We start from the raw sequence: 24,842 nt of genomic DNA on the forward strand, positions 1-24,842 counted from the left end.
AAATAGGGCTTAGGACAAAGGTGCCATAAGCCTGAATAAATCGATTATACTTCGTTAGAGTTCTTAAAGGCAGGATCATCATACTTGTGCGCAACCCAACCTTCGGAATCAATGAAAAGGCGCACTGCAACAACTTGACGTTCGTCAGAAAGAGTGAAGAAGTGGGGTGTATCTACGGGAACGCTAATCACATCACCTGGCTCTAGCTGGACATCGAAGTACCCAACGTCAGCCCCTTTTATCACAAAGCTTCCTGAGCCTGCGGTAATAGCACGAACTTCGTCTTCGGTATGGGTATGAACCTGTTCAAACTTTTTCAGGAGCGCATCTAAATCAGGTGTATGTTCGTTTAATGCGATAACGTCCCAATTTTTGTAGCCGCGGCGTTCAGCAAGGGACCGAATATCGGCATCATACGTAGTTAAAATTTGTTCTTTGTCCTCATCACTGATTTGGCAGTTTCCTTGTAGACTACTCGGTAATTTTGCTGGGTCCCACTGTTCATATAGGACGTCTTGACTGTCTAGAAAAGCTTGTACTGCTTCTTGTCCTTTAATGATTTCCTCTGTGTCTCGAATAACGATTGTTGCCATTGTCCATTCCTCCTCAAAGTAGATACTAGGCGACGTAGTTAACGTGCCAACAGCTCTTTTTTTAGTTGATATGAAAATAAAAATTCAAAGGCTTCTAAATGTTTTTTAGCTTCAAACCCATTTCGTCCCCACGCAGTAATGCCATGGTTACGAATTAACACCCCATAAATGCCAGGGTGAATTCGATTGGCAACGACATCTGCAAGCTTAGTAAGATCGGCGTAATTTTCAACAATTGGAACGGTTAATGCACCGTCTTCCTCCCAAATTTGAAAGGCTTTAATAAGCTCTTGGTTTCGAAAGACAATCTCACCTTTGTCCCCGTAAAGATCGGAAATAAGGTTGTTATCAACTGTGTGGATGTGAAGGGAGCACCCTGCATCTGTTTGCTCATAAATGCGTTGGTGAAGCACCGTTTCAGCTGATGGTTTTAGTAAAGTTGTTTCAACTGGCTGGCTATCTCTTCCAACAAGAAGAAAGTCTTCAGATGTTCGCTTACGTTTGTCTTTGCCACTAGCTGTCACAAGAAAAGTGAGGGGATCAGTGGATACTTTGATGGATAAATTTCCACTTGTACCAGGAAACCAATCCCGTTCAGCAAGCTCATCTTTAATGGCTGCTAATTCATCCCATTTTTGTGTAAGAGAAAGTTGTCCAGTAGTCATCGCGTCACTCCTAACGTTTGTAAGGCATCTACAACGGTATGGAACTGTTCAAAGCGCGTATAAGGGAGCTGAAGAGCTTTGCATTTGTCTTCCAGATAGTCCCCACATACAAAAACATGGTCGGCGATTTTTGCTGCTTCAAGATCGGTTATGGAATCCCCAATAACAATTCGATAATAGGAATCTTCTGGGTACTGACGTAAAATAGATGGTTTGCAACAACCGCAGTCATTTCCGCAATGTTGGTCACAGGCATGGGGCCACGTAATGTGAATTGTGTCACCACTAAAATCGCTGCCATTGCAATAAAGTTCCCCGTTTAATGAATACCCCCTCAACATCGGTTCTACAAAAAAATCAATTCCGCCGCTGACAATGTGAAGGGGAATGTTTTGACGGTTGGTTTCATCGACAAAGGCGGCAAATCCAGAACGAATGGTTGCTTGTTGAACGAACGCACGAATCTCTTCTTTTTTTGAAGAAGGAATTAAATGAAACATGTCGCCAACACCAGAGCGAATGGAACGCTTTTGCGCAAGTATGTCATCTTTTATCTTTTCCCATTCTGGTGGAGCAAAAGCAGCCATAATGGCCATGATGTTGTCTTTCGTTGTTATGGTTCCATCAAAATCACAGAATAGGACAGGTTGGCGTTGCGTCATCCTTTTCCTCCCCACTGTTCAAGAGCTGCCGCGAGTTCAGTTTTTTCATAGGCGGCATCTGTTAACTGGGAATTCGTTAACACTGCATCAATGGCTTGGCGAAAAGCTGTTGCACCAGCGGCAGCTCCTTGAGGATGCCCGTGAACACCGCCTCCAGCATTAATAACAGATTCTTTTCCGAAATCTTCAACCAATTGAGGAACAAGCCCTGGATGAATTCCTGCGGATGGAACAGGAAAAGAAGGGCGATAAACAGCTAATTCAGTTAATGCAGATGCAATTGCGGTTGTCTCGTTTTTCTTTAAGGCAACATTTCCGTATGGGGATGGAAATAGGACAAGGTCAGCGCCTGCCGCCCGTAAGAGTGTACCTAGTAATACTTTGTTAGAAATGCCGTACTGATCTGAAGCCGTTAACGCTCCAGATACTGCTGGATGAGCCATAATCGGTAGTTGAATGTCAGGATCTTCTGCGAGGGCTTGCAGCACATCTAGTCCATACGCGAACACATTAAGCAAGAGTGCTGATGCACCGAGCTGCTTAGCTTGACGTGCTTTTTCTCGTAACTCATAGGTACGGCCACTTAGATTAACAGCGTATAATACCCGCTTGCCGGTTTCCTGTTCAACTTGGTCGAGTATACGTTTTCCTCGTTTAACACGCTCTTCAAACGGTGTAAGAGGGTTATCAAACAAAATTTCATCATCTTTAACAAGGTCAACGCCACCACAGGCTTGCGCATAAAGCTGTTGTTCAAATTCATCAAGCCCCTTGCCGATCATTCCTTTAAAAATACTCATGACGAGCGGACGGTCATAAACACCAATTAGCTCACGAATACCTTCTATTCCAAAGGATGGTCCGGGGAATTGGCGAGCAACATCTTCGCTAAACGAGAGATCAATGAGCTTAATGGTGCCATCTAATGACAGTTTCCCAAAAACGGTTGTTAATATAGCGGGAATGTCATCGCTAAAATTGGCTGAGGGGTAGCGCACTGTAAGAATTCCACTTTTACCGTCGTCTTGAACATCTACAACCACACCTTTATGCTTGTGAAGTTGTTGCTTTTCAAGTGTTGGCAAGTTCGTCCATGAACCAACCGTTAGTCCAAGAGCAATGTTTTCTGCTTTTTTATGTAAATCTCCACCACTTGGAACAAGGTAAGTCGCTGTCACATCGCTCATCGAAGTAGCCCCTTTCGTTATGCTTACAAATAAAAACGTCCCCTTCGTATGAGGAAGAGGACGTGTCGCGTGTATACAACAAAAGTCGTGTCCTCTTATCTGCCACGCACAATGCGCGAGAGAATTAGCACCTTGAATCAGCCTAGGGACTGAAACAGGTTGCCGGGCTTCAACGGGCTCGTCCCTCCACCTGCTCTTTATAAGAGTTGTATCTTTCATTCAATTATGAATCGTTGGAATAGATTATGACAGGGTTCTTGTGGCACGTCAATCTTTTTTTCTTCTTTATTAAGATTCCAACAGACGGTTCTTTTGTAAACCGTTTGGATTTTTTTGAAAAAAGAGTATTGACAAATAACGGAGCTGCATTTTATGATTACTCCCAACACAATAAAATATTGCTCTTATCGAGAGTTGGCTGAGGGATTTGGCCCTTTGACGCCCAGCAACCGACCTTCCGTATATTATTTTATGGAAACCTCTTAGAAGGTTCAAGGCACGGTGCTACATCCAACAGGTTTTCACCTGAGAGATAAGAGACGGATTAAGTATGCTACCGCCTCTTTCTTGTACATGAAAGAGGCTTTTTATATGAAATGATGGCGCTAGGTGCAAGGAGAGTTGATACAAGCAAACGAATGAGGAGGAAAAACGATGACGAAACAAGAATGGCCGGCAGCCATTATGACAGAAACAGAAGTGGTTACGTATGTAAAAGAAGCGTTTGGTTTTTTTAATAAGGATGCTCGCCTTGTCTGCAAGGAAATTGGAGATGGTAACTTAAATTATGTGTTTCGTGTGCATGATGAAGAGAGTAAGCAGTCATTAATTGTTAAGCAAGCAGGTCCCGTTTCGCGTCTTTCGGATGAATTCGTCGTCTCTCCAGATCGCAATCGAATTGAGACGGATATTCTTCGGTTGCAAGGAGAGCTTGCTCCTGGCTTTGTTCCGAAAGTATACCACTATGATCGGGACAAGAACTGTGTTGTTATGGAGGATTTATCGGATTATACAATTTTACGAACCGCTTTATTAAACAGGCAACAATTCCCCCAGCTCGCTGAACACCTCTCAACGTTTCTTGTGGAAACCCTTGTGTCGACGTCTGATCTTGTTCTGGATCACAAAGCGAAAAAAGAGCTAGTGAAATCTTATACAAATCCAGAATTATGCGAAATTACAGAAGATCTTGTTTACACGGAACCATTTTTTCCACATCCCCGAAACGATGTTTTTCAAGGAACAAAGTCTTTTGTTGAAAAAGAAATTTGGGGAGATCGACAATTAGCTCTGGAAACAGCGAAGCTTAAATTCCAGTTCCTTACAAATGCGCAAGCGTTACTCCATGGTGATTTACATACAGGCTCCATTTTTGTTACATCATCAGAAACAAAAGTCATTGACCCTGAATTTGCTTTTTATGGACCAGCTGGCTATGACGTTGGCAACATTATCGCAAACTTCATTTTTGCGTATACGAACAGTGTCTACACAAGTGAAGGAGAAGAAGCATTTCAACACTATCTTTTAGACACAATTGAAACATTAGTTGATCAATTTAAAAAGAAGTTTATTACGGCGTTTCAGGAGAAAACAACAGAAAGAGTGGCTCACTATGAAGGGTTTCTAGAACATTACTTACAAAGTGTTTTAGAAGATGCGGTAGCGGTTGTTGGTTTGGAACTATGTCGCCGAATCATTGGCATTGCAAAAGTCGTTGACATAACAAGTATTGATGACAGTCAAGCCCGTAGTGAAGCTGAAATCGCATGCTTAACTTTAGGAAAGACGTTTATTTTGAATCGTAGCGATTATCAAACAGGCCATGGGATTGTCGAAGCGATTAGAGGAGTCGGAAGCTATGTCAGCCATTGAATCAGTTAAGCTAACGAGTGAAGATACACTCGTCATTCTTGATCAAACGCTTCTGCCAGGTGAAATCGTGTATCGAACATTAACAACTCAAGAAGATGTTTGGCAAGCCATTGTTGCCTTGCAAGTGAGAGGAGCACCAGCCATTGGGATTGCCGCGGCTTATGGTGCCTACGTGGAACTTGTCCGGCATCCTTACGTTACAGTGGCTGAGCTTCGGCAGACGTTTGCTGATGTAAAAGCGTATCTCCTTTCATCTCGTCCAACTGCGGTCAATTTAGCATGGGCGTTAGAGCGCTTGGAGAAGATTGTTCAGCAGCCAAGGGCAAATGTAGAAGATGTACTACAAGCGGTGCGTACAGAAGCGGAAGCCATTCGTACTGAAGACGCACAGGTTTGCGAAGTAATAGGCAGGCATGCCCTAACATTACTTAAAAAAGAAGATGGGATCTTAACCCACTGTAATGCAGGCGGCATGGCAACAGCAAAATATGGAACTGCCCTTGCACCACTTTTTCTTGGAAATGAACAAGGCTATTCCTTTCGTGTGTATGCTGATGAAACAAGGCCACTTCTGCAAGGCGCAAGGCTCACCGCCTGGGAGCTTCAGCAAGCGAGCATTGATGTTACATTAATTTGTGATAATATGGCGTCGATTGTTATGCAGCAAGGCAAGATTGATGCTGTACTTGTTGGCTGTGACCGAGTTGCTGCCAACGGGGACACAGCGAATAAGATCGGCACGTCAGGTTTAGCGATCCTTGCCAATCATTACGGCATCCCGTTTTACGTCTGTGCACCAACATCCACCATTGATTGGAGCTGTCATACAGGAGCAGACATTGAAATTGAAGAGCGTTCAGGTAAAGAGATAACCGACTCTTGGTATGAACAGCCGATGGCGCCACCGGCTGTAAAGACATACAATCCAGCTTTTGACGTAACAGACAATGCTCTTATTACCGCGATTATTACAGAGCATGGTATTGTTCGACCAGCATATAAAGAAAACCTTGCCGAACACCTTCAAGTAACCTGATAGGGTGTATAAAAAAGAAAAAGCAAATAAATACGTAGCACTCTGAAAATGGTGCGGGCCCGAAGCGAACATGCCTAGGAGACCTGCACCATTTTTTTCGACTCAACATGTAACAATGTGTAATAGGTATTGTGAAAAGCCTTTCTGGAAAATGAATATATGGTAATATTTAGGGATATGAAGGTGGCGTGAACCTATTAATATTAACAAGGTAGGTTACTATTTTATGGTGGATAAAAGTATCTTGGTTTTTTATCGAAAGTATGACAAATTGAACTAGTATATAGAAAAGATCCCTTTCTACATGTCGGTTTAATTTTTAAAATATTAACTTTAATTTAATTTCATACAAAATTCGACAAGTACATATTAATATAAAGGAATAAAGTTGTTTTGTGTCGAAAGGTATGGGTATATAGATCGGAGATTCTGGAAAAATGAATTGAATTGAGGGTGAAGTGAGTTTTGTTCGAACATATTAATTTAATAACATTACGAATTACATATAAAGCAAGAATAGCAGGGCGATTGCCTGCTTTTTTGGGGTCTAGTATACGGGGAACTCTTGGTCACACGATTCGAGCATTTTCTTGTCCAACACCAAAAAAACAATGCTATCTTTGTCCAATCTCGGCTTCTTGTGATTATGCTAATCATTTCAATACTGTCGGTAATGAGGGTGGTGCAGTAAATCCCTTTACGCTTCGCATGGTCACTCCGTCTGGAAAAATAGATTGGAGGGAAGGTGATCGTTTAGTTTTTGATCTGACACTGCTTGGAGAAACTAGTTTTCGAGCAGGTCTTTTTATTGATGCCTTGCAAGAGTTGGGCAAACGTGGATTAGGTATAAGACGGTTGCCTTTCCAACTTACGACAATCGAAAACTATGATCTAAAAAAAGTTATCTGGAAAGATGGTCAAATGGCACTGAGATATTTACAACCGCAACCACTTATCTGTAAAGAGACACCTTCACAGATAGTTGAACTCCGATTTCATAATCCCGTTCGTGTAAATGTAGGAAAAACGATGCTTCTTTCTCTCAATTTTTCCGATCTTATTCGCTCAATCAGTCGTCGATTGACACTATTGTCACAAGCTTTTGGAGAAACTGAGCTAGAGTGGAACGCAGTCAGTCTATTTCAAGCATCAGAACAGATTAAAACCATTGCACAAAGCTGGGAATTAAATGATTTTAAGCGCTATTCAATCAATCAAGGCACTAAACTAGAACTTCCGGGAATTGAAGGTTGGGTAGAGTTTGAAGGGGATTTAACACCATTTACACCGTTACTTGAAGCTGGTAAGCGTCTGCATGTTGGGAAAAATGCGACGCATGGTTTTGGCAGTTACACGATTATTTATAAATAGAAGAGGGGAGTTCGCATGGATAAAAAAAATATGATTAAACAAATTGCTTTAAATTATAAACGCATTGAAGACTCATATGCGTATCAATTGGGGGTGGATACACCGAACCATTATCTATCAATCGGGAGTTACCGTGAAAAAGTATGGCTCCAGCTTTTTGAACAAATGATTCCAAAGAAATTTCGAATTGCGCAGAGTGTATTTATTATTGACTCGTTCGGGACAATTTCACCTGAAATTGATATTTTGATTTACGATGAACAGTATACACCATACATTTTTCAAGCTGGAAATCAGTTAAAGTTCATACCAATTGAAGCCGTCGCCGTTGCCGTGCAATGTAAAAGCGAAAACGTAGATAAAGGGGATGTCGATGATTGGGCTAAAGAAGTGAAAAGTTTAAAAACGATTCTTAATGCGGTTGTGCGTTTGCAGACAGGGTTATTAGAGACGAACCCTGATAAATTACTCAATGCAAAAAGGAAATTACCGCAAGCACAAACTTCAACACGTCCAATTCTTATTTTATGTAAATTAAATGATACACAAAAAATAGTAGAAGAGAATTTTGACATTATCCTAAGTACAAACCAAAAAAACGCCTCCAAAGATAAAAAGCCTTTTGAGATGAGTAAGAAAATCAACAATGAAAATAAAGACCTCGCGTTCTGGCATTACCAATTGAACCATTATAATCATGAAGACTATGAAAAAGATTTAAGAGACAAATTAAAGAAATTGCTCTATCTCGGGAAAGATATTATATGTACCGATCTCATTAATACAAAACTCTCCGACCTAGCCGTAATTGATAAAGACGGCAATGAAAACGTCATTCTTTCACTAACATTTCAACTGAATCAACTTTTAATGTTGTTAAATAATCCACTGTTTTTTCCGCACCAATCATATGCAGATTTATTTGATGAAACTCGATTAAAAGGAGAAACGCAGAATGAGTCATGACAAGCTTCTTCTCGCCATCTATGATATTAGTGGTATCCAAGAGTATATTTTCGCAACAAACGAACTAAAACAAAATATTGGTGGCTCGAAAATTGTAGGAAACTTAATGAAAAAAGAATTAGTCTATGTTTTTCAAGGGTTAGAAGATCCGTACAAAGTCAAATGGGAGTGGGAAAGTACAACGTCGTTTGATTTGTATGACGATGTTAATCTAGATGCCGAAGTGATTTTCATTGGTGGAGGGAATGCCTTAGTCGTCTATGGCAATAAAGAATTATACCAAAAAGTGAATAAAGAATTAGCGATTCGTTTAATTGAAAAAAGCTATTCATTAACTTTAATGACCGAATCAATTGAAATTGAAACGGATAAATCTTATTTTGCTATTTACGGGGAATTGCAAAAGAAGTTAAGAGAAGCCAAAGAAGAGCGCGTTCGGCCACAGCCATTTGGGGCTTATCCCATCTCTGCACAAGAATCATTTGGAGGATTTCCAATCACGCAAAGTAATGAGAAGTCAACGGTTCAGGCTTTAAAAGAACAAGCAGTAGGCAGCGATGACGAAATGATTCCGATGCCGAGCGAAAAGAACTGGGCACTACAGATTAGTGATCTGAAAAAGAATCAAGGTGAGGATAGCTATATAGCGGTTGTACATATAGATGGTAATGGAATAGGAGAACAGTTGAAAAAGCAACTTGGAGGTATTACAGGTCAGGAGAATGATGAGGAACATCATTTTCAACATGCAGTACAAAAGCATCGAGAATTATCTAAATTTATTTCTACGGGCTATAAAGAACTTGTTAAAGAAGTAATGGCGGAATTGAATTGGAATAAAAAAACGCTTCCTATTCGGCCTCTAATAATGGATGGGGATGATTTAACATTCCTCTGCCGCGGCGAGTGGGCACTGCCCCTTGTTGAAAAACTCCTTAGTAAGATGGAACAGCATGAAGGTGAAGTAGGTTTGAAATTAACTGCTTGTGCTGGCATTGCCTATGTACATGGTCATTTTCCTTTCCACGTTGCTTATAACATTTCAGAAGCTTGTTGTAAGGAAGCGAAAGGAAAGCGATTGTTAAAGGGAAAAGAGGGTTCCTATATTGATTTTCAACTGGTGAGAGGAAGCGACACAACTGAACGAGATGTATCGGGTCGAGGAGATGAGCAATTGGGAAGAAAAAGGCCTTATCGCCTAGATGAGGACTTAGGGGCGCTAACAAAAGCAATTGATGTCTTACAAACGGAACGGAAACGAGCAAGAGAAAGTGATTTTGCCCGCTCTAAACAAGCGCAGCTTTATCAAGCTTACTTAAAAACCGAAGAAGAAATTTATAACACGATGAGTAAAATTAAGTCACGCGGTTTTTCATTTGAGGATTTAGATAAAGCCTTGTTGCTTGATGCGTTTGAGTTAGTTGATTACTACGAAAAAGAACTGTTTAAAGAGAGTGGGGATCAATCGTGCAGTCTTTTAACTTAATTATAAAAACAAAAAGCGAGTTATGTGTGGCGACTGGTCACAGTATTCCTGGGCTTGTCGATATGGAAATCGCACATGAAAAAGGATTTCCTCTTATTCCAGGGAAGCGTATAAAAGGTGCTTTGCATGGTGTTGGACGTGAACTTGTTGACTGGGGTTTGATAACCATGGAAGAGTTGGAGCAGTTGTTCGGTCAAGCAGGCGGTGGCAAGTCCAGTCCGTTACAAATATTTGACGCGAAACTTTCAGGCATTTGTGAAAGAGAAGATGAAAAAGATGGTAAAAGCAAGAATGAAAATGCAAAGCGATTTAAGCAAAGAAAGATAGAGAATATTCAAGCCGTAATGGCAGATTTCAACGAAGATGAAGAAGAAAAAGTGTTGGAACAATTTACAACGATTCGCACACAGACGGCGATTGAAAACACAACAGGAGTTGCAAAACCAACTTCACTACGAACCATTCGTACCGTGAATAAAGGGACAGAGTTTACATGCTGTGTTGTATTAGAAGACAATGCATATCAACCTGTCTTAGAAAAGTGTGTCCAAGGACTACGCGCTATTGGCTTAAATCGCACGCGTGGGCTTGGAGAAGTAGTTTGCAAGCTTGAAAGAGTAGTCTGTAAGTGTGAAGAAGCAAAAAATCATGAATATAGTGTAAAATCTAGTCAATTTAATTATTCACTCACGCTTGAACAACCACTCTTAATTGCTGGTTCAAAAGGGCTTTACCATAGTAGTGAAAGCTGGATACCGGGGCAAATGATCCTTGGGGCGATGGCTGGCATGTATATTCAGGATCATCAATTAGGTGATGATGCTCATGCAGATGAAACCTTCGCCCGTATTTTTTTACGTGGTGGCGTGACGTTTGACTATGCCTATCCTCTAGTAAATGAGAGAGTATTTTCTCCTTGTCCAGCACATTTACAACAAGAGAAAACAGATAAGAAACATGTTTATAATATTTATTCAACAACAAACCTACAACAACCCCGCACTCTTCATGCGCTTGTTCATCTTGAAGAAGAAACGCTATACGTACATCAACCAGCTCATGAAATTCGAATGCATCATGCTCGACCTCAAGATCGGTCGTTTGGGCGTGCATTGGGAAAAGATGAGGGAAAGAAAAAAGGCATTGAAAATCCAGGGCAGTTTTTTCAATATACGGCTTTATCAAAGGGACAAACCTTCTATGGATCATGGCAAGGAAGCGAAAGTGACTTAAGACTCTTAGTTAATTGTATGAAAAAGCGGAACGGGCAGCTTCGTCTAGGTCGTTCACGAACTGCTGAATATGGGACGGTAACGATGGAGCAAAGTGAACCGTTAAGAAAGCTCACTACAAATAAAGAAGCTTTAAAAACAAGCAAGATCGCTATCTGTTTTCAAACACCTTATATTGGCATAAATGAGTTGGGCGTTGCAACTGCTGATCCAGATGTCTTTATAGAAGAAATAAACGAACACCTTGGCATAAATATTGAGATAAAAAAGAAGTTCTTAAAACAAACAACGGTATCAGGTTTTCATGCGAAGTGGCGTATGCCGAAAAAACAACAAGCTGCGCTTGATGCAGGAACTGTACTTATTGTGGATCGAGCTACTATTGATTGGGAATCTATTGAACAGCATTCATGGGGCGAGCAAACAGGTGCCGGTTATGGACGTGTGAAGATACTACCAGTTGATTCTGACAGTAGTGAGTTTGTAAAAGAAGAATGGAATCCTCAAGCGAGAGAATCCTCACAATCAACCGACAGTTTTTCTAAATATTTGAGGGGAAATATAGAAAAAGCTTTAGAGATAGAAAAAGACAAACAGCAAGGTCGTATGTGTGCCAAGGCACTAAATATAGATGACTCATTTGGACAAACGATGATTCATAACGCGGCAGCGGCGATAAGGTATGGAGAGAGATCTGGAGAAAATTTGAAAAAGAAAGAAATATATAAAGCGATGCAAAGAGCATGTGAGAATAAGTCATCAGCGTTCCAAAAAAGTTATTTCCAAGAGCTTCTTATTATATTGAGGGAGGGAAAACATGACTAATCACATTACAGAACGGACTTACTTCTTATTAAAAGGTAAATTGGCGTCTCCCTTACTTTCAGGATCTGGTGAAACAGAAGAAACGGAAAACGATATTGTCGTCGATCAATTTCAACAACCATTTGTACCGGGCAGCTCTCTTGCAGGTGCATTTCGGCACTACATAGGGAATAGATTTCCAGATACGAAAGATATTCCTAAAACGGGCAAACTTGATGAGTCCGTTTCTGACTTGGAGAAATTGTTCGGTGGAAATGAACGCCAAAGCCGTTTAACAATTCACGCAATGATGATCGAACATGAAAAGCTTACAATACGAAATGGTGTGAAGCTTGATGAGAATAAAACAGCAATTGAAGGTGCGCTCTACGATTATCAAGTCATTGAGTCAGGGGCAAGCTGGACAATTCGGTTGGAGTGGATTGTTCGTGCTCAAGACAAAGAAGCAGAAACGACTAAAGGAAGAGAAATACTAAATGCGTTATTAATCGGAATAAACGAAGGAGAAGTCACGATCGGCGCAAAAACAAACCGTGGTTTTGGGAAACTACAGCTTGATACGGTGTATCACAGAACCTTCGATTATCGTAATAAACTAGAAGTGTTAAATTGGTTGAAGTGGGATTGGAGCAAGGAAGTAGATACGAAAAATTCACTGATGAAAGAGTATCCTTTAACTGGAATAGAGCTAACACAATTAAAGCCTATTCAAGAATATTGCTTACGGGTTCCTCTAAAGTTAGAGACTACTTTAATGATTCGTTCTTATTCTTCGGAGAAAAAAAATAAAGAGGATGAGAAAGAAAGCGATTATGCTTCACTTCAATCTAATGGTCAACCTGTTATTCCCGGAACGACGTGGACAGGAGCAATACGTGCAAGACTAAATACGATTATTAAAACGATTTTAAAAAATGATCGTGAGTCAATCTTATTAAATGAGTTATTTGGATCGGACTCGGAAAAGAGAGCATCACGTATTCGAGTGGAAGAATCGACTTTAGAAGGTAGTCGCTCTCTTCTTATTACACGAAACGCGATTGACCGATTCACTGGTGGAACCGTCGAGGGTGCTTTGTATACTGGCGAACAAGCAGTTGGAGGCACGACAGAACTTATCATACGCTGGTCAGAGCAAAAAGACAGTGTATTAAGCAAAGACGAAATTTGTGGTATGTTGCTTTGGGTTATTAAAGATTTACAGAACGGATTACTGGCAGTAGGTGGAGAAACATCGGTTGGGCGAGGTGTATTTTGCGCTATAGAAAGTCAGTCTATCACATTAAATGGAGAAAACATTGCAGGTGAGCAAAGTTTTTTTAAAGCGGCAATCAATAAAGTGAAGGAAAGGGAAAAAGATGCAAATTAAGGTTCAGACAGGAAAATCTTCCTTTGAAAAATATGATCTACTAAGCGAAGGAGATTTACTGCAATCTATTCCTAACTTTGGTAGTGATACCTTTGTGTACGCTGTGTTTGACGATCAAATCTGTTTTGGTACATATAAAGACGAGACGATCAATTTGTTTGATAGAGGTATAGAAGAGACTCGTGAGCATTTGTTAGAGCTACGAATATTTTCTAAAGAAAAGGAATATCGAGCTATTCGCGCCGGGCAACATTTTAGAGCGAGAATAATTGAAGAACACGGTCATGGGAATGATTCTCATTATATCGAAGAGACGCATAAAGTTTGGGGGAAAGTGTCATCAGTTAAAGAAGACTGGATTCACTTGAAAGAGACAAGAGGTGCACAGCTACATGTGCCGTATTGGTTGAAAAAAGGGGAACAGCTCGGGTTACGTGTGCGGCAATATATTGAATTTAGTGATGAAAACTATGCATTTGTCGATGAACGATTTGTTGGTTTTGTAAGGTGGGAGGATGATTGAAATGACGGATAAGAAAAAGAATTTGGTTGTTGCAGGGGATCGCTTTGTTAATCCATATAACTTTGTCTCTCTAGCGGAAAAGTGCAAGCGAAGGAAACCGGAAAAAGGGGAGTTCACGGGTTATTTTGAGTGTACATTAACTAATTTGTCCCCTTTATTTATTCCGAATTCAGAGACAATTAGTGAAGATGAAGTACAGGAATTTTTTTCGTATAACTATAGGAAAGGAGAAACTAATTACAAACCAACGATACCAGGATCGGAACTAAAAGGAATGGTGCGAAGCGTACACGAAGCTGCATTTAATGGTTGCTTATCGCAAATTAATCTTGATAAACCTATCCACAAGCGCTCAATGGAACCGAAAAAGCCGGGGTTGTTATCAATGGACAAAAAAACGGGCCAATTTTTCATTCAGCCGTGCGAGAGAGTAATGCTGAATGTGACTAAAGGAAATCCTCATGGGGAGCTAGTTAAGAAGGGGGAGTATGTTGAAGGAGAAGTAGTATATATCAAAAGGTCAATAGACCGTTATAAAAAGGATATAAACGGTTTTGAGTATCCTTATGTAGTAGATAAAGTATCTAAAAAATTTGAAGAAGGTTTTACAAAAGGATATATTCATATTGGTGAACATTTTGTAAGAAAACACCATGAATCGGTGTTTGTTCCAAATAATGAAGATAGAACTCCAATAAAAAAAGAGGAGATTGATAAACTAGAAAAAGTGATAGCTAATTATGGGGAGAATGATATAAATAAAAACTTAAAAACGGAAGGGGGAAAGCATTTCGGTTACAGCAAGTATAAATCTCTATTTTACAGATTTTTAAATAAGACTTATGCAAATCGGTTTCTTGTTTTTTATTCAGAAGAAAATCACCATAAGAATAAACCAATTTTTGTGAATTTAGCTCCTGCTATGTTATCTCAAGAAGCATCATTGAAAACCATAAACGAATTAATAAAAGAACATGGAGAGTATCAGCCTTGTGTATGTAAAGATTTATTGTGCCCAAGCTGTGCTTTATTTGGATTCGCATCAAATAAGGAAGCAAAAGCCTCAAAGGTAAGATTTGGTGACGCTGAAACCGTAAATAAACAGAATTATTTTAAGGAGCCTATTGCTATTCTTTTAGGTGAACCTAAATTTAATACTACAGAATTTTATACGGTTTTAGATGAGAAGTTGGATAGCTCAAAAGTTTGGACTTACGATTATATCGTAAAAGCAAATAAAAAAAGGGTCACATTCAATCCAGATGAAATAAAAATAAGAGGGCGCAAGTTTTATTGGCATGGTTCAAAAGTTCCAGCAAATCTTCAAGAAAAAAGCAAAATGATTCAAAAAATTAGACCACTAAAAGAAAATCAATCTTTTGTTTTTCGTGTTTATTTTGAACAACTTACTAAAAGGGAACTTCAACAACTTCAATGGTCGCTAGATTTTAATAATAAAAATAATGCACATAAATTAGGGAGAGGGAAGCCATTAGGTTATGGTAGTGTGCAGGTAAAGCTTGAAAAACTTGCTTTGCGCCAGTTCGATTTTGAAAGTGGTGAATGGAAGTTAAGTACTTACAAACCCGCTGAAATAGTGTATTGGAAAAGCGAAGAAAAAAATAGAGATTTGTTAAATAATAAATTAAGTGACAAAGCTAATTCTGTTAGAAAACAACTACTCGAAATAACAAGCATAAATCTTGAATTGAAAGATTTGATCTCCTATCCAAAGATAAAAGGAACAAAAAATGACAATAGAATAAACGCCAAAGCCTCTCATCAATGGTTTACGAAAAATAGGAAATTGGTTGAAAAAAATAAAAAGAAAAACCTTCCTACAATATCGCAGGAACTAGATAATAAGCAGGAAAATAAACATTTAAAAAAGTTATAAAGCAAACATGCTAGGTGCGAACCCCAAGCAAACATAAAATCCCTAGGGGACTCGCACCACTTTTTTGAGGGAATGTGTAAAAATATGTGCTATATTTGCGAGGAAGTTGCTGTTCATCAGTTGATTTATAGTGATATGTAGTAGGAAAGTGCTTTTTTTAGCCAATTTTCGCTATCGCACTCTATATGAGTGCGTGGATTGAAATTTTCGTCTCAAGCGCTGACCAGACGTGTGTGCCTTATCGCACTCTATATGAGTGCGTGGATTGAAATTCCAATTATCCGCATTTTGTGCTCTTGGCTCGTCATCGCACTCTATATGAGTGCGTGGATTGAAATATTACGCTTCAAAAGATAGTGCTGATAGTTCACAATCGCACTCTATATGAGTGCGTGGATTGAAATTTTACGACGGCTGAGGGAAGCGATCTTCTTCCCATCGCACTCTATATGAGTGCGTGGATTGAAATTAGAGCTAAGAGGAACGTTTGATGGTGCTGCTCCTTATCGCACTCTATATGAGTGCGTGGATTGAAATATAATATCACAATTCAATTCAACTGGTAAGTTTTTATCGCACTCTATATGAGTGCGTGGATTGAAATAATTTTTGCTTTTTTCCCAACATTCGATTGTCTAAATATCGCACTCTATATGAGTGCGTGGATTGAAATTTTTTGATAACGCATATTTAAGCAAGTACCTATAACAATCGCACTTTATATGAGTGTGTAGATAAAGAGCCGAAAGTTGCCAAATAGATTTAGAGGAAAAATAAGCGTATGTGCTCCGGTGAATGAAGTCGATTCGACTTTCTGACACTCGTAGCAATGGAGATGAGACCGATGGCGAATGACAAACTATTAAAAAGACAGACCGATAAGAAAGCAGAATCTAGTATTTTTTTCAATCTCTAATAATTTTTCGGTAACGTCCATAGAAAAAGTGATAGCGGAGATCAAAGGAAGTTGTAAGGAGTCGAACAGAATGAACAAAAGCAAGCTATTGCTGGTGGTTGTTCTTGCCATCATGTTAGGAGGATGTGGCCAAATGGGTAGCTCTTCAGGAGAAGAAACAGAAAAAACACCAGCGGAAATGGACCCGGCAGATTTGCCGCAAATTGATGCGTTTCAAAGCGAACATTCTCGTGAACTGATGGTGTCGACAGATCCAGTAGCGGAAGGGTTTTACTTAATGCGTTCAAAAATTGACGCCTTTACGATTTGGTTTCCAGAAGAGGCTGTGTTCATGTACAATGCATCTGGTATGGATGGGGATCATTATGAAAAAATGCGTTTTGCTTATGAAAATGAAGAAGAAAATCTGGGATATTTGGTTGACTTCCAATATAATTATAGCGGGTATGCTGAAAGGCCAGATTGGATACTGGATAATTTAAGAAAGCGCTGGGATTATGAAGAAGACTGGAAAGAAGTTGAAGATGAAAAGGGTCTCACTTATTTTGGTTCAAAAGTTGAAGAAATGGATGACTACCAGCGATATGTCGTCATAGGCTATAAAGTGTCATCTCAAAAAGAACCTCAAGGGATGGAATTTCTCTATATCGCATCATGTGTGGATAAAGAGTCTGAAAGTTGCCAGATGGATCTTGAAGAGGAAGAAGAGTATGTTCTTCATTGGATGAAGTCGATTCAGTTTTCCGGAATCCGTAGCAATGGAGATGAGACAGATGGTTAATGACGAACTATTAAAGAAAGACAAACCGATAAGAAAGCACAGTCTATTGGCTTTTTCCCTCCAATTGCTTTCTAGTAACCTTAATAGGTATAAACTCACAAGTCTTATGTAGGTGTCGCTATTTTCATAATTATGTTAAGAATGATAAAAAAGCGGTAGTAAGGTCTAAGGAGTCGAGTAGAATGGTCAAAAGCAAGATATTGTTGGCAATTGTTATTGCCTTGATAGTAGGAGGATGTGGCCAAATGGATAGCTCACCAGAAGAAGAAACAGAAAAAACACCAGCGGAAATGGATCCGGCAGATTTGCCGAAAATTGATGCGTTTCAAAATGAGTATTCCCGTGAACTGATGGTGTCGACAGAGCCAGTAGCGGAAGGGTATTATTTAATGCGCTCAAAAATCGATGCCTTTACGATTTGGTTCCCAGAAGAGGCTGTGTTTATGGACAACGCATCTGGTGTGGATGGGGATCATTATGAGAAAATTAGTTTTGCTTATGAAAATGAAGAAGAGAATCGAGGGTACTTGATTGATTTTCAATACAATTACAGTGGGTATGCTGAAAGGCCAGACTGGTTGTTGGATAATTTACGAGATCGTTGGAGTTATGAGGAAGAATGGAAAGAAATTGAAGGTGAACATGGGCACATATACTATGGATATACAATAGAAGAATTTAAAGGCCATCAAAATCATGTCTTTATGGGCTATAAAGTTTCATCCCAAGAAGCGCCTCAAGGAATACAATTTCTCTACATCGCTTCATGTGTGGATAAAGGTGTTGAAAGTTGCCAAATAGAATTAGAGGAAGAAGAAAAATACTTGCTCCGGTGGGTGAAGTCCATTGAGTTTTCAGGGACCCGTAGCAATGGAGATGAGACAAATGGCGACTGACGAACTATTAAAAAAAGACGAAGTTTGGCTTCGTATTACTCAGTTAGAATATAAAATGAAAGATGGAATGTCTAAAGAGGAATTTGAAAAAGAAGTGCGGCGAATTTATATAGAGGAAACGGGCGAAGAGCTTCCAGCAGACATGAAAGTGTACTCTTCAAATGAAAGTAATATAATTAAATCGGATTATGACGGTACAGCAATTTATTTTGAGAACGAAGAAAAAGGAATCAACCAATTGTATGTAGTTTCACAAGGTTCAAATGACTCTGGTGATTGGTTGTATAATGCGATTGGGCTGTTCCAAGGAAAAGATGCTTCGCAAGCGATGGACGTTGAAATTTTTTTAGAAGAAGCGAGTGACAAGTTTGGCGTTGATGAAGATGTAGCAATAATTGGTTTAGGCCATTCGCTTGCGAACAACAATAATTTGATGTCTCAAGTATTAAACAACCATTTTGATTCTGTTTACGGGGTTAATGGCGCTCAAATCAATGTGTATCAATTATATACTGCTGATGCCGAGTTTAGACAAATAGTCAATCAAAACTTCAATCTACCTAGAACAGACAAAAACGCCATCTACACCCTCTCCCCTCATGAATTTGAACAATTTGCCATCGAGTACATAGAAGAAAAAATCGACACCGGTTCCATTTACCAACTTCGTTCGATTAATGACCCCCTTTTTGCGTTGATGGAGAATACGCGAGGATTTTTGACGGTTCCGATCGACGCGAAAGAGGGGATTGTAACGAACAAAAATTATGCAGGGCTGTCGCCGCTTTTTGCCAATCTGCCAGATGAGGAAATCGCTAAGTGGCAAACGATTTTTATGCCGGCCGCTGATGCGTATGTAACTGATGGGGTAGATGGTGCACTTGGAGTGCTAGAAGACATGACGGGTCTCAAACGGACGGTGTTTGATGATGTAAGCGAGTTGCAAGCAGATTTTCAAAAGTTAATGGAATCGGAAACGATTGATTTAGATGAGTACCCTGCCTTTATGCGAGGCGAGATGGCTCGTTCCCATGCGCTCGGGCAGGTAGGGGCGAAAATTCCACAGGCTTTTGATTTGTTAAGCAAGGCATTGACAGAGTTTGACCATATAAAACAATTTCAACGGAACATAGGGCCGATCATAGAGACAGTTCAAGGCTTAAACGATTCGGCTGAAGAGGTGTTCGGGTATTTGGTTGAGGCTGGCTACATTGATGAGGCTTCGAAAGACAACATTGTCAAAGAATTGAATGGATTGACCGAGTCTTTGGAAATCCTTAATGATTATGAGCATCTTGAAGATGTGTATAAAGAATATCCGCATTTAATGCGAGATGGAGGAAGTGGACTATTAGGAAGTGACTTGGCTTTTTTGTTGCTCTTAATTGAACATGGCGAAAAATTATCTGGCCATTGGCAGGCGTTAGAAAAGGAATTGCAGGAAGTCATGAGTGAAATTGGTCATAGCCACAGTATCCATGAATTGTTGAATGCGCTGAATGCAGAAAACGGAGTCTCGTACTTCAACAATGAAATGATCTTGAGCACTCAGCACGGAGGCGAGGAAATCCGTGTTAATTTAAGTACTACTGTCGAAGCGTATTACAACGGTCTAACGATTGTGGAGCAACAACAAGAACAAGTACAAGCGTTTGTTCGTCTGTATGAGAATGAGATCGTAGAAGATGTCGAAACCCGGAAAAAGGTGCTTGTCCAAGCGTTTAATGATATGGAAAGCAATCCTAAGGGCTATCAGCACTTGTTAAATAAAAGCCATGCGCCTGTAGGCAGCCGTATGGAGCGAATTGTCGTGCATGACCAAATTGGCGGAATCGCATTGCCTGAAGGGCCAGTGTGGGAAGCGGCTTTGGTGGAGCAATTGGAAAAGCAGCGCACTTTCCTTGAAAAGATGCGTGAAGGGATCGAAGAGATTTTTGATGAAGAATACAACGTTGCCGCGATTTTTACACTTTCGGGGTAATAGGAAGGAGGATGAGTCATGATTCCTGATGATACAGGAGTGGTTGTGATATCACACCAATTTAAAGAACCACCAAGCTATATGTGGAAACGACTTCAGCTTGAGCTATCGATAAATCAACTTTATTTGCTTCAAGCCACTTTAGGCCAATCCCTTCGTGCCAGTTTAGGTACGAGCAGCGGCGCGTTTATTGACGCCCTTGAAGAGAAGGAAACAGAATTGACAAGAGATATGACAACGCGAATTGAAATGGTTTCTTCTGAAGCAAAACAAGCGACACAATTAGCTGAGAACTATTTGGAAAATATCTCTACGCAGCGAGTATCCCTCCATTACAGGCGCATGCTTACCGATTAAAAGTGGGTCTTTAAAACACGCTGGTCGTAATCAGGGTGTTTTTGTTTTAAAGCAGTCTTTTTGATGTATGTAGAAGATGCACGTTTGTCTAACTTAATGAGATAAAGCAAATTATTATTATTATCTAGTGAATGTTATTGAATAAAAGTATTACTTCTTACCGTTCTAAAAAATGGTCGCTGTTCATCAATTGCGCGCCATATGACCTTTTTACAATTAGACAAACTCTATTAAATTTATGCAGGAAGATCATTTATCAGAGGTCAAACAATAGATTTTTATTGTATGAAAAAAGGAAATCGGTGAATTTATTAGAACAATTAATAAAGAACCAATTCCAAGTCACAAGTATAAAGAGACTATCTTCATTTAGGAGAACCTTTTTTGAAAGTAACTTCATAATTGGTGCGAACCCAAAGCGAACATAAAAACCCTGGGTGACCCGCACCGCTTTTTTGACTTAATATGTAACAATGTGTAATTGGTTTAGCTGAAAAATCTTACCTGAAGGCTAATTTGTGGTAATATTTAGGGGGAGAAAGGTGCTTTTAAGCGTTCTCCCGCTATCGCACTCTATATGAGTGCGTGGATTGAAATTGAAAGCTATTGAAAATAACATCGGTGGCGCAGATCGCACTCTATATGAGTGCGTGGATTGAAATACCTTGTCCCGTCGCGGTAAGCGGATAACGTGTGCCATCGCACTCTATATGAGTGCGTGGATTGAAATCCATAATTCCATCTAACATAATGACATTCATTATCATCGCACTCTATATGAGTGCGTGGATTGAAATTCCGCCGCCTGACGCCTCTTGTAGCGCTTTTAACAATCGCACTCTATATGAGTGCGTGGATTGAAATAAGAGCCAAATTATCAGCGCGCCCCCGCTGCGGATCGCACTCTATATGAGTGCGTGGATTGAAATAGTTTTAGGAAACATGCTCGGAGCAAACCCGTAGCATCGCACTCTATATGAGTGCGTGGATTGAAATATGTCCAACGCTTCCTCTGCGTGTCTGTATAATTATCGCACTCTATATGAGTGCGTGGATTGAAATATCCAAAATTAGAAACTTTAACCAAGTTATCTAATCGCACTCTATATGAGTGCGTGGATTGAAATCCAGCAAATTTAGCGCGATTAAAAATCGGGTCACTATCGCACTCTATATGAGTGCGTGGATTGAAATATCATTCTCAGCATCTTCGAATCCTGTAATATTTAAATCGCACTCTCTAGAAGTGCATGAATTCATACTGCAGAAATTGAGGGAATATGTTTAAAAAGGGTGGAAGGTATGTCTACAACTGACATGAAAGCAAGTATCAATCAAGATACGTTAGTGAAATGTGTGAGTCTGCAGCTTAAGCGCCCTTTAATAAAAGGAGAGCTTGAATGGAACGTACAAGCTTTATCGGGAGAAGTGAATTTTACAACGCAAGGCATTTACCGTGTTTTTGGCTCGGCCCTTAAAAAGATAAAATGGTCGCTTATAATAAAAGTGATTCAAGAGGTAGAGGATAAACGGAACCCGCAGCACCATAATTATTGGAAACGAGAGGCTCTTATACATCAAACTGGTATTCTTAATCGTTATTCGAATGTCATAAAAAGCCCAACCTGTTATGAGGTCGAGGAAAAAAGTGATGGTACGATTTGGATTTGGATGGAAGAAGTGAATGGAGTTCATAAGCAGTTCTCGAAGGAAGACTTTGCTGTTATAGCGAAATCAATCGGATATTTTAACGGAACGTACGTAAATGGTCCTGCTCACGACGAGGAATGGATTTGTCGGACTTGGATGGCATCTTGGATTAAAAGTAGTCAGAAGTACGCAATGCAGGTGGACGGTTTTGTCGATTCAAATCGATTGAGTGAACAGGTGAACGATAGGTTACGAGCGTACCTCTCATTAACTTCTAACATGGAGAAACAATTGAACATATTGAAAGCGCTTCCTAGAGTGCTTGCCCATCAAGACTTGAGTAAAGGAAATATATTTGTTAATCAGAAGCAAGTGACGCTGATTGACTGGCAGTTTATGAGTCTTTCAGGTGTAGGGGAAGATTTAGGGAAGTTGTTTGGCGTTATGCTGAGCCAAGAAGCTATTCCTATTCAAGAAGCGGAAGAATACCAAGAGCTTCTGCTTCGTTCTTACGTAGATGGATTGGTTGAGACAGGTATTCAGTTAAACGAAGCCTTTATCCGATATGGCTTTTTTACTTCATTTGCTTTGAGATGTGTATGGGAAGTACCGAAACTTGTTGAACTTCACATAAAACAGCACAACAACTGTAGCGAATATGAGCGTTTATTGAACCTAACAAGCTATCAGCTAAAGGTCTATAGAGAGATTATGCAATTTCCTCTAGTCATCTAGTATCGCTGGTGGAAATAGGGTGTAAATGTACATTAACTTCCCTACTTCCTGATAAAGCAATCTGAGGGCTACCAACAATGTTATTAAGGAATAATGGAAAAATGCTTTAGTCCATGCTCAATACCGTTTTCTGATGAGGATTTAGTAATGTAATCGGCAACCTTCTTTATCCCTTGAGAACCGTTTTCCATCGCAACTCCAAAAGAAACATAGGATAGCATTTCTATATCATTGTCCCCATCTCCAAAAGCAATTGCACGAGAACGGTCAAGGTGAAAGTAATGTAACACGCTTTCGATAGCCCGTGCTTTACTAATATCTGTTTCCAACACATTTAAGATGTAAGGATGCCAGCGCTTGAACTGTAACAATGGGAATGCTGTTTTGTAGAGCTGTTCAATCCGTTCATCTCCAAATAGACAAAGCAAATGGACAGGTAAAAGAGTATCTTTTTGTCTAATTGGTGGATAGGTCATGAGAGATAGGGTTTCCTGCAAGGCATGGGTGATCTTCTCATTTTGAAAACCATTCATATGAAATGTGTGACTGTAAAACGATAAGGCATGCTGATGTTGCCGTGCAAAGTTTTCGATTGCTTGCACCGTTCTTACGTTCATCGTTTGACTGTAGATGACATTGTCTTGATGTGTGACGAGGCCTCCGTTTGCAGTGATAAACGTTGTGATACCGAGCTTCTTTAACTCTTCACACATAGATAATGGTCGACCGGTTGCAGCCACGACGAGTGTCCCTTGATTTAGTAATGCGTGAACTGACCTTTTGGAAGACTCAGGTATGCGTCCGGTTTGATTGTTTGTGAGTGTTCCGTCAACGTCAAAAAAGACGATGTCGTAAGTCATTTAAACCCTCCCAATTTTTTTAATTCAAGAAAACGGTTAACAAAAGGGCTAGCTTTGTCTAGCTCTTTTTGTTCGTGCAAGTAAAGTAGATGGTGGAAAAGTGGTTGAAGTCCATAAAACCGTTTTACTCGTTCAACGATGCCTTGCTTGCATTCATCTGTTTTGTAATAGCGTAATACAGAAAGAACCGTATCAAGACCATATGTCCAATAAAGACCAGCAAAATCAAATGCTGGATCACTTAATTGTGCGTCTGTAAAATCAATAATCCCCACTAGCTTTTGTTCGCCTTGATTATAAATCATATTAGCCGTTGTAAGATCTCCATGAATCGGTACTGGTTTTCTATTATTTGATGACAATGATTCTAAGAAAGTCTCATAAACAACGTTAATTGCATGGCTGACGTTGGTTTCGAGCTGGGGAAAAATGTTTTGTTGCAATTGAGCATACATAGTATCCCAAAACGAATGACTATGAGTGGCATGTAGATTCGGAAGTTCATCAACAGTAATACGATGTAAAGTTGTTAAAAAATTTCCTAGATGCTGATAATCAATGGTTGAAAGTGTTGTTTGGTTTTCAATGGTCTCGACTGGAACACCAGCAATAAGAGGATAGGAAAGGCCAACTAAAGTCTCTTCTATAAAGAGTGGAGTCAGTCTTGGAACAGACAAACTAGTTTGTCTTGCTTGTAAAGCGCGGTTTAATTCTAACTCCTTATGCAGTGCCATCTCAAAACCTCTTTTTTTAGGAAAACGAAACACAATAGTGTCATTTACAAACAAGATGGTATGATCCCAACCTGAATGGATCATTTCAAGCTTATGAATACGTAAAGTAGAATCGAATTGGCTTATGCGTTCGATCCATATGGATTCAGTCATTTTTAATGGTCTCTCCTAGTCTTCTACTAATCCTTATTGGTCTTTTCCCGTAATGATTGGGGGATAACATAATAGTTCTTCTCTCTCATTAA

General features: G+C 39.8%; 20 protein-coding genes, 2 CRISPR repeat arrays and 2 riboswitches. Of the genes, 14 read left to right on the top strand and 6 right to left on the bottom strand.

The window, feature by feature from the left end:
- Positions 1-44 precede the first annotated feature (44 nt).
- The 4 genes from E2L03_RS09275 to E2L03_RS09290 are packed head-to-tail and all read right to left on the bottom strand — an operon-like array spanning position 45 to position 3,107.
- Positions 45-593, bottom strand: a complete 549-nt coding sequence (locus E2L03_RS09275) for an AraC family ligand binding domain-containing protein (protein ID WP_134259033.1) — start codon at positions 591-593, stop codon at positions 45-47.
- A 38-nt stretch (positions 594-631) separates the two neighbouring features.
- A complete protein-coding gene (locus tag E2L03_RS09280) occupies positions 632-1,258 on the bottom strand; it encodes a methylthioribulose 1-phosphate dehydratase (protein ID WP_134259034.1) in 627 nt (208 codons plus the stop codon).
- The gene (locus E2L03_RS09285; RefSeq protein WP_124741401.1) at positions 1,255-1,920 is read right to left on the bottom strand and encodes a 2-hydroxy-3-keto-5-methylthiopentenyl-1-phosphate phosphatase; all 666 of its coding nucleotides are present in this window, start codon (positions 1,918-1,920) and stop codon (positions 1,255-1,257) included. The genes E2L03_RS09280 and E2L03_RS09285 overlap by 4 nt, the downstream gene beginning before the upstream one ends.
- Positions 1,917-3,107, bottom strand: coding sequence for a 2,3-diketo-5-methylthiopentyl-1-phosphate enolase (locus E2L03_RS09290; protein WP_134259035.1), 1,191 nt, complete (start codon positions 3,105-3,107; stop codon positions 1,917-1,919). Before E2L03_RS09290 ends, E2L03_RS09285 begins: the two co-directional genes overlap by 4 nt.
- A 92-nt stretch (positions 3,108-3,199) precedes the next feature.
- Positions 3,200-3,313: riboswitch (SAM riboswitch) on the bottom strand.
- 195 nt (positions 3,314-3,508) lie between these two features.
- Positions 3,509-3,646: riboswitch (SAM riboswitch) on the top strand.
- Positions 3,647-3,761: 115 nt separating this feature from the next.
- Between E2L03_RS09290 and mtnK the strand changes: the two genes are divergently transcribed.
- The 14 genes from mtnK to E2L03_RS09360 all read left to right on the top strand — a co-directional run bounded on the left by mtnK (position 3,762) and on the right by E2L03_RS09360 (position 23,003).
- Positions 3,762-4,982 (top strand): S-methyl-5-thioribose kinase, encoded by a 1,221-nt coding sequence (gene mtnK / locus E2L03_RS09295; RefSeq protein ID WP_241741816.1) that lies wholly within the window; start codon positions 3,762-3,764, stop codon positions 4,980-4,982.
- Positions 4,969-6,018, top strand: a complete 1,050-nt coding sequence (mtnA, locus tag E2L03_RS09300; RefSeq protein ID WP_134259036.1) for an S-methyl-5-thioribose-1-phosphate isomerase — start codon at positions 4,969-4,971, stop codon at positions 6,016-6,018. The genes mtnK and mtnA overlap by 14 nt, the downstream gene beginning before the upstream one ends.
- A gap of 465 nt (positions 6,019-6,483) precedes the next feature.
- Positions 6,484-7,389, top strand: coding sequence for a CRISPR system precrRNA processing endoribonuclease RAMP protein Cas6 (gene cas6, locus E2L03_RS09305; protein WP_134259037.1), 906 nt, complete (start codon positions 6,484-6,486; stop codon positions 7,387-7,389).
- Between the two features lie 15 nt (positions 7,390-7,404).
- Positions 7,405-8,355 (top strand): DUF6602 domain-containing protein, encoded by a 951-nt coding sequence (locus E2L03_RS09310; protein WP_134259038.1) that lies wholly within the window; start codon positions 7,405-7,407, stop codon positions 8,353-8,355.
- A complete protein-coding gene (locus E2L03_RS09315; RefSeq protein ID WP_134259039.1) occupies positions 8,345-9,841 on the top strand; it encodes a Cas10/Cmr2 second palm domain-containing protein in 1,497 nt (498 codons plus the stop codon). Before E2L03_RS09310 ends, E2L03_RS09315 begins: the two co-directional genes overlap by 11 nt.
- Complete coding sequence (locus tag E2L03_RS09320) at positions 9,823-11,898, top strand: RAMP superfamily CRISPR-associated protein (RefSeq protein ID WP_197196479.1); 2,076 nt, start codon at positions 9,823-9,825, stop codon at positions 11,896-11,898. The genes E2L03_RS09315 and E2L03_RS09320 overlap by 19 nt, the downstream gene beginning before the upstream one ends.
- Positions 11,891-13,267 (top strand): RAMP superfamily CRISPR-associated protein, encoded by a 1,377-nt coding sequence (locus E2L03_RS09325; RefSeq protein ID WP_134259041.1) that lies wholly within the window; start codon positions 11,891-11,893, stop codon positions 13,265-13,267. The genes E2L03_RS09320 and E2L03_RS09325 overlap by 8 nt, the downstream gene beginning before the upstream one ends.
- Positions 13,257-13,790 carry a type III-D CRISPR-associated protein Csx19 gene (gene csx19 / locus E2L03_RS09330; RefSeq protein WP_134259042.1) on the top strand — a complete coding sequence of 178 codons (534 nt, stop codon included), beginning with the start codon at positions 13,257-13,259 and terminating at the stop codon, positions 13,788-13,790. Before E2L03_RS09325 ends, csx19 begins: the two co-directional genes overlap by 11 nt.
- A 1-nt stretch (position 13,791) precedes the next feature.
- A complete protein-coding gene (locus E2L03_RS09335; RefSeq protein ID WP_166740257.1) occupies positions 13,792-15,687 on the top strand; it encodes a TIGR03986 family type III CRISPR-associated RAMP protein in 1,896 nt (631 codons plus the stop codon).
- 173 nt (positions 15,688-15,860) lie between these two features.
- A CRISPR array of direct repeats spans positions 15,861-16,360; the repeat unit is 32 nt; unit sequence ATCGCACTCTATATGAGTGCGTGGATTGAAAT.
- A 313-nt stretch (positions 16,361-16,673) separates the two neighbouring features.
- Positions 16,674-17,384, top strand: a complete 711-nt coding sequence (locus tag E2L03_RS09340) for a YvcA-related protein (RefSeq protein WP_134259044.1) — start codon at positions 16,674-16,676, stop codon at positions 17,382-17,384.
- 182 nt (positions 17,385-17,566) lie between these two features.
- The gene (locus E2L03_RS09345) at positions 17,567-18,280 is read left to right on the top strand and encodes a YvcA-related protein (protein ID WP_134259045.1); all 714 of its coding nucleotides are present in this window, start codon (positions 17,567-17,569) and stop codon (positions 18,278-18,280) included.
- Positions 18,270-20,261, top strand: coding sequence for a DUF6792 domain-containing protein (locus E2L03_RS09350; RefSeq protein ID WP_134259046.1), 1,992 nt, complete (start codon positions 18,270-18,272; stop codon positions 20,259-20,261). The genes E2L03_RS09345 and E2L03_RS09350 overlap by 11 nt, the downstream gene beginning before the upstream one ends.
- An 18-nt stretch (positions 20,262-20,279) precedes the next feature.
- Entirely contained in the window at positions 20,280-20,618 is a 339-nt protein-coding gene (locus E2L03_RS09355; protein ID WP_038477055.1) for a hypothetical protein, read from the top strand.
- 565 nt (positions 20,619-21,183) lie between these two features.
- Positions 21,184-21,812: a CRISPR direct-repeat array (repeat unit 32 nt; unit sequence ATCGCACTCTATATGAGTGCGTGGATTGAAAT).
- Between the two features lie 108 nt (positions 21,813-21,920).
- Positions 21,921-23,003, top strand: coding sequence for a phosphotransferase (locus tag E2L03_RS09360; RefSeq protein ID WP_134259047.1), 1,083 nt, complete (start codon positions 21,921-21,923; stop codon positions 23,001-23,003).
- 83 nt (positions 23,004-23,086) lie between these two features.
- Here the strand turns inward: E2L03_RS09360 and E2L03_RS09365 are convergent, their stop codons facing one another.
- Both E2L03_RS09365 and E2L03_RS09370 read right to left on the bottom strand, forming a co-directional pair.
- The gene (locus tag E2L03_RS09365) at positions 23,087-23,863 is read right to left on the bottom strand and encodes a Cof-type HAD-IIB family hydrolase (protein WP_134259048.1); all 777 of its coding nucleotides are present in this window, start codon (positions 23,861-23,863) and stop codon (positions 23,087-23,089) included.
- Positions 23,860-24,750, bottom strand: a complete 891-nt coding sequence (locus E2L03_RS09370) for an aminoglycoside phosphotransferase family protein (RefSeq protein WP_134259049.1) — start codon at positions 24,748-24,750, stop codon at positions 23,860-23,862. Before E2L03_RS09370 ends, E2L03_RS09365 begins: the two co-directional genes overlap by 4 nt.
- Positions 24,751-24,842: the final 92 nt, after the last annotated feature.

It is taken from the genome of Shouchella oshimensis, assembly GCF_004375095.1.
GTDB classification, from domain to species: domain Bacteria; phylum Bacillota; class Bacilli; order Bacillales; family Bacillaceae_D; genus Shouchella; species Shouchella oshimensis.

Excerpts from the sequence above, each read along its gene's own strand:
- E2L03_RS09275 (WP_134259033.1), bottom strand. The coding sequence starts at position 593 with ATGGCAACAATCGTTATTCGAGACACAGAGGAAATCATTAAAGGACAA.
- E2L03_RS09280 (WP_134259034.1), bottom strand. The coding sequence starts at position 1,258 with ATGACTACTGGACAACTTTCTCTTACACAAAAATGGGATGAATTAGCA.
- E2L03_RS09285 (WP_124741401.1), bottom strand. The coding sequence starts at position 1,920 with ATGACGCAACGCCAACCTGTCCTATTCTGTGATTTTGATGGAACCATA.
- E2L03_RS09290 (WP_134259035.1), bottom strand. The coding sequence starts at position 3,107 with ATGAGCGATGTGACAGCGACTTACCTTGTTCCAAGTGGTGGAGATTTA.
- mtnK (WP_241741816.1), top strand. The coding sequence starts at position 3,762 with ATGACGAAACAAGAATGGCCGGCAGCCATTATGACAGAAACAGAAGTG.
- mtnA (WP_134259036.1), top strand. The coding sequence starts at position 4,969 with ATGTCAGCCATTGAATCAGTTAAGCTAACGAGTGAAGATACACTCGTC.
- E2L03_RS09310 (WP_134259038.1), top strand. The coding sequence starts at position 7,405 with ATGGATAAAAAAAATATGATTAAACAAATTGCTTTAAATTATAAACGC.
- E2L03_RS09315 (WP_134259039.1), top strand. The coding sequence starts at position 8,345 with ATGAGTCATGACAAGCTTCTTCTCGCCATCTATGATATTAGTGGTATC.
- E2L03_RS09325 (WP_134259041.1), top strand. The coding sequence starts at position 11,891 with ATGACTAATCACATTACAGAACGGACTTACTTCTTATTAAAAGGTAAA.
- csx19 (WP_134259042.1), top strand. The coding sequence starts at position 13,257 with ATGCAAATTAAGGTTCAGACAGGAAAATCTTCCTTTGAAAAATATGAT.
- E2L03_RS09335 (WP_166740257.1), top strand. The coding sequence starts at position 13,792 with ATGACGGATAAGAAAAAGAATTTGGTTGTTGCAGGGGATCGCTTTGTT.
- E2L03_RS09340 (WP_134259044.1), top strand. The coding sequence starts at position 16,674 with ATGAACAAAAGCAAGCTATTGCTGGTGGTTGTTCTTGCCATCATGTTA.
- E2L03_RS09345 (WP_134259045.1), top strand. The coding sequence starts at position 17,567 with ATGGTCAAAAGCAAGATATTGTTGGCAATTGTTATTGCCTTGATAGTA.
- E2L03_RS09350 (WP_134259046.1), top strand. The coding sequence starts at position 18,270 with ATGGCGACTGACGAACTATTAAAAAAAGACGAAGTTTGGCTTCGTATT.
- E2L03_RS09355 (WP_038477055.1), top strand. The coding sequence starts at position 20,280 with ATGATTCCTGATGATACAGGAGTGGTTGTGATATCACACCAATTTAAA.
- E2L03_RS09360 (WP_134259047.1), top strand. The coding sequence starts at position 21,921 with ATGTCTACAACTGACATGAAAGCAAGTATCAATCAAGATACGTTAGTG.
- E2L03_RS09365 (WP_134259048.1), bottom strand. The coding sequence starts at position 23,863 with ATGACTTACGACATCGTCTTTTTTGACGTTGACGGAACACTCACAAAC.
- E2L03_RS09370 (WP_134259049.1), bottom strand. The coding sequence starts at position 24,750 with ATGACTGAATCCATATGGATCGAACGCATAAGCCAATTCGATTCTACT.